16 protein-coding genes and 2 tRNA genes are annotated in these 14,186 nt (G+C 41.1%); 15 read left to right on the forward strand and 3 right to left on the reverse strand.

All coding sequences use genetic code 11. The features are described 5' to 3' along the window. Window positions 1-117: 117 nt before the first annotated feature. From DW000_RS08645 to atpC, 15 genes are all read left to right on the forward strand, one after another. Entirely contained in the window at window positions 118-1,755 is a 1,638-nt protein-coding gene (locus tag DW000_RS08645; RefSeq protein ID WP_120056063.1) for a phosphoglucomutase, read from the forward strand. 147 nt (window positions 1,756-1,902) lie between these two features. Continuing rightward, the gene (locus DW000_RS08650; RefSeq protein WP_012864794.1) at window positions 1,903-2,178 is read left to right on the forward strand and encodes an ACT domain-containing protein; all 276 of its coding nucleotides are present in this window, start codon (window positions 1,903-1,905) and stop codon (window positions 2,176-2,178) included. A gap of 9 nt (window positions 2,179-2,187) precedes the next feature. Next, on the forward strand, window positions 2,188-3,546 hold the full coding sequence (locus tag DW000_RS08655; RefSeq protein WP_120056065.1) for a PFL family protein: 1,359 nt from the start codon (window positions 2,188-2,190) through the stop codon (window positions 3,544-3,546). A 34-nt stretch (window positions 3,547-3,580) separates the two neighbouring features. Beyond that, window positions 3,581-4,732, forward strand: a complete 1,152-nt coding sequence (locus tag DW000_RS08660; RefSeq protein WP_120056067.1) for an MraY family glycosyltransferase — start codon at window positions 3,581-3,583, stop codon at window positions 4,730-4,732. A gap of 57 nt (window positions 4,733-4,789) precedes the next feature. After that, window positions 4,790-5,932, forward strand: coding sequence for a UDP-N-acetylglucosamine 2-epimerase (non-hydrolyzing) (gene wecB, locus DW000_RS08665; RefSeq protein WP_120056069.1), 1,143 nt, complete (start codon window positions 4,790-4,792; stop codon window positions 5,930-5,932). Window position 5,933: 1 nt separating this feature from the next. After that, complete coding sequence (locus DW000_RS08670) at window positions 5,934-6,128, forward strand: AtpZ/AtpI family protein (RefSeq protein ID WP_012864790.1); 195 nt, start codon at window positions 5,934-5,936, stop codon at window positions 6,126-6,128. A gap of 100 nt (window positions 6,129-6,228) precedes the next feature. Next, on the forward strand, window positions 6,229-6,507 hold the full coding sequence (locus DW000_RS08675) for an ATP synthase subunit I (protein WP_243624571.1): 279 nt from the start codon (window positions 6,229-6,231) through the stop codon (window positions 6,505-6,507). 170 nt (window positions 6,508-6,677) lie between these two features. Beyond that, the gene (gene atpB / locus DW000_RS08680; RefSeq protein ID WP_120056073.1) at window positions 6,678-7,376 is read left to right on the forward strand and encodes a F0F1 ATP synthase subunit A; all 699 of its coding nucleotides are present in this window, start codon (window positions 6,678-6,680) and stop codon (window positions 7,374-7,376) included. 20 nt (window positions 7,377-7,396) lie between these two features. Then, a complete protein-coding gene (gene atpE / locus DW000_RS08685) occupies window positions 7,397-7,624 on the forward strand; it encodes a F0F1 ATP synthase subunit C (protein WP_004695064.1) in 228 nt (75 codons plus the stop codon). An 18-nt stretch (window positions 7,625-7,642) separates the two neighbouring features. Next, the gene (atpF, locus tag DW000_RS08690) at window positions 7,643-8,140 is read left to right on the forward strand and encodes a F0F1 ATP synthase subunit B (protein ID WP_120056075.1); all 498 of its coding nucleotides are present in this window, start codon (window positions 7,643-7,645) and stop codon (window positions 8,138-8,140) included. A 4-nt stretch (window positions 8,141-8,144) separates the two neighbouring features. Next, window positions 8,145-8,696 (forward strand): ATP synthase F1 subunit delta, encoded by a 552-nt coding sequence (gene atpH / locus DW000_RS08695; protein WP_120056077.1) that lies wholly within the window; start codon window positions 8,145-8,147, stop codon window positions 8,694-8,696. Window positions 8,697-8,712: 16 nt separating this feature from the next. Beyond that, window positions 8,713-10,251, forward strand: coding sequence for a F0F1 ATP synthase subunit alpha (gene atpA, locus DW000_RS08700; RefSeq protein WP_120056079.1), 1,539 nt, complete (start codon window positions 8,713-8,715; stop codon window positions 10,249-10,251). A gap of 3 nt (window positions 10,252-10,254) precedes the next feature. Next, window positions 10,255-11,109 carry an ATP synthase F1 subunit gamma gene (atpG, locus tag DW000_RS08705; RefSeq protein ID WP_120056081.1) on the forward strand — a complete coding sequence of 285 codons (855 nt, stop codon included), beginning with the start codon at window positions 10,255-10,257 and terminating at the stop codon, window positions 11,107-11,109. Window positions 11,110-11,127: 18 nt separating this feature from the next. Further along, window positions 11,128-12,552 carry a F0F1 ATP synthase subunit beta gene (gene atpD / locus DW000_RS08710; RefSeq protein ID WP_120056083.1) on the forward strand — a complete coding sequence of 475 codons (1,425 nt, stop codon included), beginning with the start codon at window positions 11,128-11,130 and terminating at the stop codon, window positions 12,550-12,552. 3 nt (window positions 12,553-12,555) lie between these two features. Then, a complete protein-coding gene (gene atpC / locus DW000_RS08715; RefSeq protein WP_120056085.1) occupies window positions 12,556-12,963 on the forward strand; it encodes an ATP synthase F1 subunit epsilon in 408 nt (135 codons plus the stop codon). On the opposite strand, the gene DW000_RS08720 is transcribed toward atpC, so the two are convergent. The 3 genes from DW000_RS08720 to DW000_RS08730 all read right to left on the reverse strand — a co-directional run bounded on the left by DW000_RS08720 (window position 12,958) and on the right by DW000_RS08730 (window position 14,182). Continuing rightward, window positions 12,958-13,917: a hypothetical protein gene (locus DW000_RS08720; protein WP_120056087.1), complete on the reverse strand. Its 960-nt coding sequence runs from the start codon at window positions 13,915-13,917 to the stop codon at window positions 12,958-12,960. The genes atpC and DW000_RS08720 overlap by 6 nt on opposite strands. A gap of 109 nt (window positions 13,918-14,026) precedes the next feature. Further along, window positions 14,027-14,102: transfer RNA gene (locus DW000_RS08725), tRNA-Val, on the reverse strand. Window positions 14,103-14,107: 5 nt separating this feature from the next. Beyond that, window positions 14,108-14,182: transfer RNA gene (locus DW000_RS08730), tRNA-Glu, on the reverse strand. Window positions 14,183-14,186 lie beyond the last annotated feature (4 nt).

The following is a 14,186-nucleotide window of genomic DNA, read 5'->3' on the forward strand; positions in this document are numbered from 1 at the left end:
GTAAATATAATATTTTATGAATGATACATACATTTTGAAAGTAATTTAATGTAATTGATCGAATATCAAGGTTGTAAAATGAGAGGGCTTGCCCTCAAGATAAGATTAGAGGTTTCTATGACTCACAAATTAGCAGGTACGCCTGTACAAGAACAAGATATTATCGATGTGCAAACCCTTGTGGATGCCTATTTTGATAATGCTCCGGATATTACAGATCCGACACAACTCGTATCCTTTGGTACATCTGGCCATCGCGGTACTTCTTTAAATGGTACTTTTACAGATTTACATGTGGCCGCTATTACACAGGCTATTTGTGATGGCCGTGGCCAATTCGGCGCTACAGGTCCGATTTTTGTCGGTCAAGATACACATGCTTTATCTCAGCCAGCCCTTGTAACAGTTCTAGAGGTTCTTGCTGGCAATGGCGTAACGGCAATGGTTGATTCCGATATGGATTTCGTGCCGACACCATCTATATCTCGTGCCATTATTCGTTATAATGAAAGCCACGATGACAAAGCGGATGGTATCGTGATTACGCCATCTCATAATCCTCCAGATAATGGTGGTATCAAGTATAACGCTACTAATGGTGGTCCGGCGGATACTCTTGTTACAAAATGGATTGAAACTCGAGCTAATGAATATGTTCGTGCATATTGTGAACTAGAAGGGTTTAAACGTATTAGCATCGACAATATTGAACCTGATCAACAAGTTCCGTATGACTATAAAGGCCTGTATGTTGAAGAACTGTCTTCTATCATTAATATGGAGGCAATACAAAGTGCAAAACCTAAGGTTCTCGTTAATGCCCTTGGTGGTAGTGGACTAGGTTATTGGCAAGCTATTAAAGAGCGCTATAATCTCAATATGGATATTATCAATGATGAATATGATCCTACCTTTAGCTTTATGACGTATGACCATGATGGTAAGGTCCGCATGGATTGTTCCTCAGAATACGCTATGGCCGATGTTATTAAGCAAATAGGTAATTACGATTTGGCTGTTGGTAACGATCCCGATTACGATCGTTATGGTATTGTTAGTGCAGAAGGGCTTGCTTCACCAAATGCATTCCTCGTAGCCGCTGCTGATTATCTATTCACAACTCGTGGTTGGAAGGATAAAGGGGTAGGTAAAACGGTTGTTTGTACAACCATGATTGATAAGTGGGCATCCGTTAAAGAAATTCCCGTGTATGAAGTTCCAGTAGGCTTTAAATACTTTAGCTCTCTATTATTCGATGGGGAAATTGGCATTGGAGGCGAAGAATCTGCTGGGGCATCCTTCCTCAAAAAAGATGGTACAGTATGGACCACAGATAAAGACGGCATGGTAATGGCTCTCTTAGCGATGGAGATGTACGCTGTAATGGGCGCCACTGTTGAGAGACTGTATAACAATATTGTGGAAGGCTGTGGAGATCCTCGATTTGGTCGTATTGATGCGGCTTGTACAAAGGAGGCCAAGGCTAAGTTGAAACAGTTAAATGCTAGCTCTATTACAGCTACAGAGGTCGATGGTGATGCTATTACGAATGTACGCACGACATCCTTGTACAAGGATATGCCTATCGATGGTGTTCGTGTAGAAACAGAAACAGGCTGGTTTGTAGCACGTCCATCTGGTACTGAAGATTTATATAAAATTTATGGTGAAAGCTATAAAGGGGACAAAGGTCTTATCGCATTGTTAACTGCTGGTGAAGAGATTGTAACAAGTGCTTTGTCTGACGAAGTGTAACATGTTGTTTTCACTAGAAAACTCATAAAGATTTCACTCATGAAAAATAATAAATGTGTTATAATATATTAATATAGTTTATTGAATGCCTTATATGAATGCCCTATACTGGCTATATAGTTTGTAGTGCTTAGAGAAGGTGATGTTATGAAATTAGTTGTTACCGTTGTCGGCGTAGACCGCGTTGGTATCATTGCTGGGGTTAGTACCGTACTCGCTAACTACGGTGTAAATATTATGTCCATTAATCAGACCATCCTTGATGGCGTTTTCAATATGATTATGATGTGTGAAACCAAGTCTGAAGATATGAAAAATCTTACAGCTATCCAAGCGGCTTTAACGACTCAAGGTAAAGAACTAGGTGTTGAAATCCGTGCACAACATGCTGATATTTTCTTGAGCATGCACCGTGTAGGATAGGAGGCACTTATGTTATCTATCGACAATATTTTAGAAACGAATCAGATGATTCATGATAACAAGCTTGATGTGCGTACTATTACGATGGGGATCAGCTTGCTCGAATGCGCATCTAGTTCTGGTAAAGAGTTGTGTGACCGTATTTATGACCGTATTACAAAAGAGGCAGAACACCTTGTATCTACGGGTGAAGATATTGAACGCGAGTTCGGTATTCCTATTATCAACAAGCGTATTTCTGTAACACCCATTTCTCTTGTAGCAGGTGGTAGTGATTTAACATCCTATGTTCCTGTGGCGGAAGCTATGGATCGTGCTGCAAAAACTGTAGGTGTTAATTTTATCGGCGGCTTTTCTGCGCTTGTAACAAAGGGCGCTACACGAGCTGATCGTATTTTGATTGACTCTATTCCTGAAGCGATGGCAACTACGGATATTGTTTGTAGCTCTGTTGCGGTGGGTTCAACTAAAACTGGTATCAACATGGACGCAGTGCGCGATATGGGTATCATCGTTAAGAGAACCGCAGAACTTACAAAGAATAATGATGCTCTTGGTTGTGCTAAACTCGTTATTTTCTGTAATCCTGTAGAGGATAATCCGTTTATGGCGGGTGCTTTCTTCGGGGTAACAGAAGGGGATAGTGCTATTTCTGTGGGTGTATCTGGCCCGGGTGTTGTAAAACATGCGCTTGAATCCGTTCGAGGACAATCCTTTGACGTTGTAGCAGAAACGATTAAACGTACTGCTTTCAAAATCACGCGCGTAGGTCAATTGGTAGCGCAAGAGGCATCTCGTCGTCTTGGTAAACCATTTGGTATTATCGATTTATCTTTGGCGCCAACGCCAGCTGTAGGTGACTCTGTAGCTCATGTTCTTGAAGAAATGGGCTTGTCCTCTTGTGGGTGTCATGGCACTACAGCAGCACTAGCATTACTTAATGATGCGGTGAAAAAAGGTGGTCTTATGGCTTCCTCTCACGTAGGTGGGCTTAGTGGTGCATTCATTCCTGTCTCAGAAGATGCAGGCATGATTGATGCTGTATCCTGTGGCAGTTTGACGCTTGATAAATTAGAGGCCATGACATGTGTATGTTCTGTAGGTCTTGATATGATTGCTATTCCTGGAGACACTACTGCTGATACCATTTCTGCTATCATTGCAGATGAATCAGCAATTGGTATGATTAATAATAAGACAACTGCGGTTCGTGTAATTCCTGTACCTGGTAAGACTGTTGGAGAGGTTGTTGAGTTTGGTGGATTATTAGGCTATGCTCCTATTATTGAAGTGAGTCCATATAGTGCAGCCGAGTTCATTGCCCGTGGTGGAAGAATTCCTGCTCCTATTCGTAGCTTAACGAATTAATCCGTTTTTACAACCTACTTGTTGGAGGTGTCTTATGAGTGAATATGTGCTCGATTATGTGTGGGCCTTTGCACTAGCGCTCATCATAACCTTTGCACTTACCCCATTGGTAAAACGCTTTGCCGTTGCTGTTGGGGCAATAGATAAGCCTGATGCTCGAAAGGTGCATCATGGTGCGATTCCACGACTTGGTGGATTAGCAATCTTTCTCGGTTATGTGGGATCGGTTCTTTTTAACAATTCCATCCCGCATGATCATAAATTGTTTGGGTTTGTCCTTGGTACGGTCATTTTGGTGCTAGTTGGTATTTGGGACGACATTAAACAAATTGAGCCAAAAACTAAGTTAATGGGACAAATTATAGCAGCTGCTATTCTGGTGGCTTATGATATTCGAGTAGACTTCATTAACCTTCCTTGGGGTGGTGTAGTATATCTCAAGTATTGGGCTATTCCATTGACTATTTTCTGGATAGTTGGTTTTACAAATATTGTAAACCTCATCGATGGTCTTGATGGCTTGGCTGCAGGTATTTCCTTTATCGCATGTATCGCTGTTTGTGCAATGACATTGCAACTTGGTCAAACCGACCTCGCTTGTATTTCTCTTGCCTTGGCAGGTGCAACGGTAGGCTTCTTACGGTATAACTTTAACCCTGCAAAGATCTTTATGGGTGATACGGGCTCTATGCTTCTCGGTTATACATTGGCTGCTATTTCTGTTATGGGCGCCGTTAAAACGGCTGCTACCATTGCATTAGTAGTACCAGCTATCGTATTAGGTTTGCCGATTTTGGATACCTTATTTGCCATTGTGCGCCGTAAAATCAGTGGGCGTCCCATCTTTAAACCCGATAAAGGTCATGTTCACCATCGCTTATTGGCACAAGGATTAACACAAAAGCAAGCTGTATTGTTGATGTATGCAGTAACAGCTCTTTTCGGTGGTGTATCTGTTATCGTTGCAGAGGTTAATGCTTGGGTCGGTGCGACCTTAGTATTAGTAATTTTCTTGTGTAGTATCTATATTGCACGACGCCTTGGTGTTATCATGCATAGTGATGCGGCAGGGCATCCGTTACCACGTCCTACAATTGAACGCAGCGACTCGGATGATACCATATCCTTTGATCGCGATGAATTGGCTAAAGCTTTGGAGAATACTGATGATTCTCATAAGGAATAACCATCTGTGGGGTGCTTGGCGCCCCATTTTTTCTATCCTACTACGTTGGAGGCAACTATGTTAAAAGTTATGACAATCTTTGGTACAAGACCTGAGGCTATCAAGATGGCTCCTCTTGTAAAAGCGTTACAAGCAGCACCAGATATGGAACCTATCGTAACCGTTACGGCACAGCATCGAGATATGCTCGATCAAGTACTAAACTTGTTTAATATTACCCCAGACTATGATTTAAATATTATGAGTCAAGGTCAAACACTATATGATGTAACTAATCGTGCTTTGATGGGCCTTAAAGATGTATTAGAAGAAGCAAAACCTGATGTGGTACTCGTTCATGGTGATACTACAACTACCTTTGCTGGGGCCTTGGCTTCTTTCTACCAAGAAATTCCTGTAGGTCACGTGGAAGCAGGATTACGGACAGGTGATATTTACTCTCCGTTCCCTGAAGAGATGAATCGCAAATTGACGGGCTCTATTGCGACGTATCACTTTGCGCCTACTTCTAGTTCTGAAAGCAATTTAAAAAAAGAAAATATTAATACAGAACATCTTTATGTAACGGGTAATACTGTTATTGATGCTCTTGATACGACGGTGCAAGACAACTATGTATTCGATGATGCAGCTATTAATGCTCTTGATTCTGAAAAACGCACGGTCCTTGTTACCACACATCGTCGAGAAAACTTAGGCGAACCTATGCGTCATGTATATCAAGCTATTCGAGATTTAATTAATGAATTTGAAGATATTCAAGTTGTTTTCCCTGTACATAAGAATCCTAAAGTTCGCCAAGTTGTACAAGAAGAAATTGGTTCTGTAGAACGTATTACATTAATTGACCCTCTTGATTATGAACCATTTGCTAATTTAATGGCTAAATCTTATTTGATTTTGACTGATTCAGGTGGAATTCAAGAGGAAGCCCCAGCTCTTGGTAAACCAGTTCTTGTATTGCGCGATACAACGGAACGCCCTGAAGCTGTTGAAGCTGGTACAGTTCGTCTAGTAGGTACTGATAAAGATGCAGTACACGCAGCGGCTCATGAATTGTTGAGCAACGCAGAGGCTTATAAATTGATGTCTAACTCCGTCAATCCTTATGGTGATGGGAAAGCATCTGAACGTATTATCCAAGCATTGCGACATGAATTCTTAGGTGATGCGCGTCGTCCTGAACGTTTTGGTAAATAATATGGATAAGGATCTTGTGAAAGCCCTCGCCATGGCAACATCAGCGGGGGTCACACTGGTCTCCTGTATTGGAGGTTTTATTTGGCTAGGTTATAAATTGGATACTTGGCTTCAAACGGAACCACTCTGTATGGTCATATTTGGCCTAATAGGCGCTATAACAGGGTTTTATATGTTATATAAACAAGTTAAGTAGTGAGGTATGTATGAATCAATATATAAAATTCATAGTGTGCGTGTTACTGACTTGTTTTTTTATTGCCTTTTTTGGAGTAATAATACAGATTGCATGCGGATTGCAACAATATGTATGGGGCTGGTTGTGGGGCATTTTTATAATGGTGCTCTACTTGTTAAGTTTAGCTTTGCATGGTCAATCCATTGTATCAGGGGATCCTTACAAAGCCGTTCGTAAAGCTCGTAGACAGATGATATGGCGTCTTATGTTAGTAGGTTCATTAGTAGTCTTAGGATTAAAGATTCCCGGCATAGAGGCTATTAGCGTGTTTGTTGGTGTGGCACTTATTCAGCCTGCATTATATGTTGTTTACTGGTGGCTTAGTCGACATTTCTAATCTTATGATGTGTTAAATTATAGATATATTCCAATAATGCATTATACACAATACATTCATGAGTAATTAGAATTGTTTACCCTTCAAGTGTTGATTATATATCTATAACGATGTATGATGATACATATATATTATATTTATATTTATTGTAAATATATTAGTTTTTTATTATGTCTATGGAAGGGGTTGAGAACGTGGAATTACATGCGGGACACCATGAAGTCGTGCAGTGGTTAGGGTTGACATTTAATTTGGATACTCTAATTGCTACATGGGTTACTATGGCTATTGTAATACTGATAACAGTACTAGCCACCCGGGGACGAAAATTGGTGCCTGTAGGCTTGCAAAATATAGTTGAATCTATATTGGAAGGCTTAGAGGGGCAATTAGCTCCGAACTTAGGTCGTCATTGGCCGATGGTGAGTTCCTTGTTATTTACGTTTTTCTTATTTATTTTTGTAGGAAACGAATTAGGTTTAATGCCTACGTTTAAGGCGTTAACATCACCAACATCCGATATTAATACTACTGTTGCATTAGCTCTATGTAGCACATTAGTAGTATGGGTTATGGGGATTAAAGTTAAAGGCTTATCCTATTTCAAGCATTTCGTACGACCTTATAAGGCTTTGCTAATACTGAATATTTTTGAAGAGATTGCTAGACCTGTTACACTTGCCTTCCGTCTATTTGGTAATATCGTAGCTGGTGAAATTCTGTTAGAAGTATTGTACAATTTGCCTTGGTTTGTACCGGCACCATGGGTATGGATTGCTTTTAGTTTATTTATTGGTATTATTCAAGCCTTTATTTTTACCGTTCTTACTGCCTCCTACTTGGGGATGGCTCTTAGTGAGGAACATTAATTTTTTACGGAGGATATATTATGGAAGCTCAAGGTTTATTCGCATTAGCAGCAGCAATCGCAGTAGGTTGTGGTGCCATTGGTGCAGGTATCGGTGACGGTCTTGTATCTAGCAAAGTAATTGAAGGCATTACGCGTCAACCTGAATTGCGTGGTCAATTGATGTCTACTATGTTCGTAGCGATTGGTTTGATCGAAGCGATGCCTATCATCGGTGTAGTAGTAGCATTTATTTTGTTATTCAGATAATAACGAGGAGGAATAACCTTGGTTGACTTAAGCCTTGGAACGATTCTTGCTCAAATGTTGAACTTTTTTATATTAGTTTGGCTATTGGCGCGTTTTGCATATAAACCATTATTGGCTATGATGACAGAACGTAAAGAACGAATTGCTAAAGACTTAGAAGCTGCAGAAAAAGCTCGTGTAGAGGCAGAGGGCTTTAAAGCTGATTATGCTGCTCAAATTGCTAAAGCACGTCAAGAAGCACAACAAATTGTTGAAAAAGCAGTTCAAGAAGCAGAAAATACAACACGCGAACAATTAGTGACAGCACGCGAACAAATTGAACAAGAAAAAAATCGTGCTCGCCAAGATATTGCAATCGAACGTGATCGTGCTATGAATAGTTTACGCAATGAAGTTGTTTCTTTGTCTGTAGCTATGGCTGGTAAAGTTGTTGCTAAAGATATGAACAGCGAAACTAATACAAAATTGATCGAAGACGCTATTCGTCAACTTGATAGTAAAACGATAGGGTTGTGATACGATGAGCATAGAAATTGTAGCAGATAAATACGGTTCGGCTATGTTTGAATTAGCTCAAGAACAAAATAATTTGGAACTCATGGAGGAGCAATTAGGTTATGTAGCGTCCGTTATGGCGGAACAGCCTGAACTTCGTTCATTCCTTGAAAATCCAATCGTTACAGAAGATGCAAAGATTAAGTTAGTTGGTTCTATTTTTGAATCTAGTATCGACAAAGTTGCTTTACATTTTATCTATGTGATGATTAAACGCGGTCGCCATCGTTATATTGCGCAGGCCATTGCAGCGTTTATTCAAAAATCACGAGAGGCTCGTGGTATTTTGGAAGCTACTGTAACTGTAGCAGAACCAATCACAGCTGATGTAGAAGCATCTGTACAAGCTAAATTACGAGAAGTAACAGGGAAAGATGTTATTTTATCTGTGCGTCAAGATCCATCTATTATGGGTGGTATCGTTATCCAAGTAGGGGATAAACGCATTGATGGCTCTGTATCTCGTCGTTTAGAGGAATTAGAAAAATCTTTATTAAGAACGAACTCTATTAGATAGGGGTGAATGGGTATATATGAAAATGAAGCCTGAAGAAATCACTGCTATAATCAAACAGCAGATTCAGGACTATGATGTTGACCTCAATGTCGATGACGTGGGTACTGTTCTCGACGTAGGGGATGGCATCGCCCATATTTATGGTCTTGAAAGAGCCATGGCCGGTGAGTTGCTAGAATTACCACACGGCGTATATGGCTTGGTTTTGAACTTAGAATTAGATAATGTTGGTGCCGTACTATTAGGTGATGACTTCTTGATTAAAGAAGGAGACCAAGTGCGCCGTACTGGCAAAATTATGGACGTTCCTGCTGGAGATGCCTTGATTGGTCGCGTAGTAAACCCTCTTGGTCAACCTCTTGATGGCAAGGGTGCTATCCAAGCTACAGAACGTCGTCCTATTGAACATCCAGCACCTGGTATTGCGGATCGACAATCCGTAAACGAACCATTGCAAACAGGTCTTAAAGCGATTGATGCGATGGTACCAATCGGCCGTGGTCAACGTGAGCTTATCATCGGTGACCGTGGTACAGGTAAAACTGCGATTGCCTTAGATACTATTTTGAACCAAAAAGGCAAAGATGTTATTTGTATTTATGTAGCTATTGGTCAAAAAGAATCTACGGTTGCTCGTGTAGTACAAAAACTTGAAGAAGCAGGGGCTATGGAATATACAATCGTAGTTTCTGCGAGTGCTTCCACTGGTGCACCTCTTCAATACATTGCCCCATACGCTGGTGTTGCCATGGGTGAATACTTTATGTACCAAGGTAAACACGTATTATGCGTATATGATGACTTAACAAAACAAGCGGCTGCATACCGTGCTATGTCCCTATTATTGCGCCGTCCACCAGGGCGTGAGGCATATCCAGGCGACGTATTCTACTTACACAGCCGTCTATTAGAGCGGGCTGCGAAACTTTCACCTGAACTTGGTGGAGGTTCCATTACAGCGTTGCCAATCATTGAAACACAAGCAGGTGACGTATCTGCATACATCCCAACAAACGTAATTTCCATCACCGATGGTCAAATTTTCTTGGGTACAGATATGTTCTACTCTGGTATTCGTCCAGCTGTTGACGTAGGTTTATCTGTATCTCGTGTAGGTGGTAGTGCTCAAACTAAAGCGATGAAACAAGTAGCGGGTCAATTACGTTTGGACCTTGCTCAATATCGTGAGTTGGCTGCTTTCGCTCAGTTTGGTTCCGACCTTGATGCGGCTACACGCGCTCAACTTGATCGTGGTGAACGCTTAACTGAAATGTTAAAACAAGGTCAATATGAGCCTATGAGCGTAGCGGAAATGGTTATTAACCTTTACGCTGGTACAAAAGGGTACTTAGCAGATATTCAAGTGGCAGATGTATTGTCCTTTGAAGCTGAACTTTTACGCTATGTAAAAGCAAATTACCCTGAAATCATCACTAACATTGAAACGTCTAAGAAAATTGACGAAGAAACTGAAAATCTATTGAAGCAAGCAATCTCAGAATGTGTTGAAGCATTTGGCTCTACACATACATTAGTGTCTCGTAAGGAGGCGTAATGTATGGCTAGTGCACAAGATTTGCGAAAACGCATAAAAAGTGTTACCAATACGCAACAAATTACAAAAGCGATGAAGATGGTAGCTTCTGCTCGTCTTCGTAGGGCACAAACAAAAGCGGAAGCTACTCGTCCTTACGCAGAGAAGATAGGGCAAATCTTGCGTCATATGTCTAATAGTGATTTAGAAGGCTTTGAAAGTCCTCTCTTAGATGTGCGACCTGTAGAGCGTACTTGCTATATTGTAGTAGGTGCAGATAAAGGTCTGGCAGGGGCATTTTCGTCTAATGTGTTGAAATTTGCCATGGAACAATTACATGGTAAATCTTCTGACACGTACCGTGTTATCACGGCAGGCAGAAAGCCTAGAGATAGCATGAAATCTAGAGGTATTCATATCGATAAGTCCTATGCGGGCTTTTCTGATAAACCATCCTATGAACATGCGCGTACCATTATGCATGAAGCACTTTCACTATACGAACGTCATGAAGTTGACGAAGTCATCATGATCTATACACGTTTTGTAAATTCTATGACGCAAATTGCACAGGCTGAGCGCTTGTTGCCAATAGAGCAACCACAAGATGAGGTAAAAGGAGAAGAGTATGATTTCATGCCATCTGCTGTATCCGTCTTGGAGGCGTTGTTGCCAAAATACTTAGAAATTACAGTTTATAATGGATTGTTGCAATCTGCAGCTAGTGAATTGGGCGCTCGTATGACGGCCATGACATCTGCTACAGATAATGCAGGGGAACTCATTGAGTCCTTAGGCCTTGAATACAACAAGTTGCGTCAATCTAGTATTACAAACGAAATTTCTGAAATCGTTGGTGGCGCTAATGCCTTGCAATAGATAAGGAGACATCTGTCGATGAGTAATAATATTGGTAAAGTTGTGCAGGTCATCGGCCCAGTTGTAGACGTGCGCTTTGATGCTGGTCATTTACCAGCTATCTACAACGCCATCCACATCTACCATGACCACAAGGCACACGATAGACAAAAAATCGTAGTAGAGGTTATGCAACACTTAGGCGACGATACAGTTCGTTGCGTTGCCATGAGTTCTACTGACGGTATGACACGTAATATGGAAGCGGAAGATACTGGCGCTCCAATCTCCATCCCTGTAGGGGAAGGCGTATTAGGTCGTATCTTTAACGTACTTGGTGAAACGGTAGACCATGATCCAGCTCCAGTTGTGGCTGATGAAAAGTGGCCTATTCATCGTCCAGCACCTAAATTTGATGACCTTTCTCCGGATACACAAATCTTGGAAACAGGTATTAAGGTCGTTGACCTTATCGCTCCATACGTAAAAGGTGGTAAAATTGGTCTCTTCGGTGGTGCCGGTGTAGGTAAAACCGTATTGATTATGGAATTGATTCACAATGTTGCTACAGAGCACGGCGGTTACTCCGTATTCTCCGGCGTAGGTGAACGTACTCGTGAAGGTAATGACTTGTGGAACGAAATGAAAGAGTCCGGCGTTATCAACAAAACAGCTCTCGTATACGGCCAAATGAATGAGCCACCAGGGGCTCGTATGCGCGTAGGTCTTACTGGCCTTACAATGGCTGAATACTTCCGTGATGTGAAGAAACAAGACGTGCTCTTGTTTATCGATAATATCTTCCGCTTTATCCAAGCGGGTTCTGAAGTATCTGCCCTTTTAGGTCGTATGCCATCTGCCGTAGGGTACCAACCTACATTGGCTAATGACGTAGGGGCATTGCAAGAACGTATTACATCTACTAAAGAAGGTTCTATTACCTCTGTACAAGCTGTATATGTACCTGCCGATGACTTGACTGACCCTGCTCCAGCAGCGACATTCGCTCACTTGGATGCGACAACAGTATTGTCTCGTTCCATTGCGGAACTTGGTATCTATCCGGCGGTGGATCCACTCGATTCTACAAGCCGTATTTTGGACCCACATGTACTTGGTGAAGAGCACTACGCAGTAGCTCGTGGCGTACAAGAAGTATTGCAAAAATATCGCGATCTTCAAGATATTATCGCAATCCTCGGTATGGAAGAATTGTCTGACGAAGATAAACTCACTGTATCTCGCGCTCGTAAGATTCAACGTTTCTTGAGTCAACCATTCTTCGTAGCAGAAGTATTTACTGGTTCTCCTGGTAAATATGTGCCATTGTCCGAAACATTGAGAGGCTTTAGAGAAATCTTAGATGGTAAATATGATGAATTGCCAGAAGGTGCATTCTACATGGTTGGTACCATTGATGAAGCCGTTCAAAAAGCAAAGGAAATGCAAGAGAAGGGGGAATAATCCATGGCGGAACCTATGACCCTACAGATAATTACACCTGATGCAATCGTATTCGAAGGCCAATCTACATTCTTTGTAGGTAAAGCTATCGATGGTGCTTTTGGTATTTTGCCAAATCATGCGCCTATGATTATTGCATTAGACTTAGCACCTTTACGCATTGATCAACCAGATGGAACATCTCGTGAATTTGCCGTATTTGGTGGCTTCTGTGAAATTGAACATAATAAGGTGAGTATTGTAACCCCTGACTGTCAAGATCCTACATCTATTGATGTGGATCGTGCACAGCGTGCTAAAGAGCGTGCTGAAGGTCGGTTATCAAATCCTACACCTGATATTGATGTAGAAAGAGCAGAAGCAGCATTGCAACGTGCTTTACTGCGCTTGCATGTTACAAAAATGTTATAAGAAAAAGGCTAGCCATCTGGCTAGCCTTTTTTTAAGAAATTTATCTACAAAGACGCTCACACCTTTTAAGGAGTATGCAGTATTCTTAGGTTGTTCTACTTGGAAATCGAGTACAACAGGTGCCTCAGAATTAATACCAGGTGCTTGGTAACGGTCATGGTCTGTTGGAATTCGTTTGTATGGTAATTTATCAAGTAATATAGTCATAACTTTGTTCCAAACTGATTTATGTGTTGGCATAGTTAAAGAGTCATCAGTTTGGTTGAAGCCCGTACGAACAGTATGGATTACCTTATCGTTTACATCATAATAGTATAAAAGGGCATTAACCTTTGCAGCGATATAAATTTCATGATTATCATTATTGTACGAATCTGGGCTGTTAATAGTATTAACTTGTACATATACATCTTGTAATGGCACAGGCATAATAACAATTTCAGAATTTTGGGCCTCTGCAATTTGAGCAAGATCAGCGGCTTTAATCTCTGCAGTTGGTGTGTTAGTGCTTACAATGGTTGTATCATAGTAAGGATATTTAAGTGTATTTGATAAGCGATCTGTCATGTAGTGACCAAATTGAGCTGTGTTTTCATTGCGCAAATTTGCTGGTACAACAATAGTTACTTTGCGGCTTGGAAAGTTTTCCAAGTGACCATCATGACTTGTACTAGTAGCATTAATAGTTGCTTTTTCTGAAACTCCAGAAATTGGTGTAGATGTTGGTGTGGCAGCTACTTTTATGATAGGCTCCATATTTGTTTTAGGGGTCAATGTAGAAGCCTCATTACTTGTATTACTTTGTATAGTGCTAAGAGCCACAGGTTGCGTTGTATTTGGTGTTAGCTGACTCAAATCGATCATAGCGGCACTAGCTGTTGTAAATGCAGTTGTGAGTAGTACAGCAAGTACTGTAAGTAGTGGACGTTTATAGAGTCCGAAGTTATGTAACATAATTCCTCCTCTTAATAAAACTCTTTTAAAATTACAAATTATATAATTTATATTATTATATCATATATATAAAAAAAAGAAGCAAGCTTAACAGCTTGCTTCTTTAGTCTGGTGGACGATGACAGGATCGAACTGCCGACATCCTGCTTGTAAGGCAGGCGCTCTCCCAGCTGAGCTAATCGTCCATATGTGGTGACCCGTCCGGGAATCGAACCCGGGATACCGCCGTGAAAGGGCGGTGTCTTAACCGCTTGACCAACGGGCCAGAA

The sequence above is a fragment of the Veillonella sp. AF36-20BH genome, assembly GCF_003602765.1.
Taxonomy (GTDB): Bacteria; Bacillota; Negativicutes; order Veillonellales; family Veillonellaceae; genus Veillonella; species Veillonella hominis.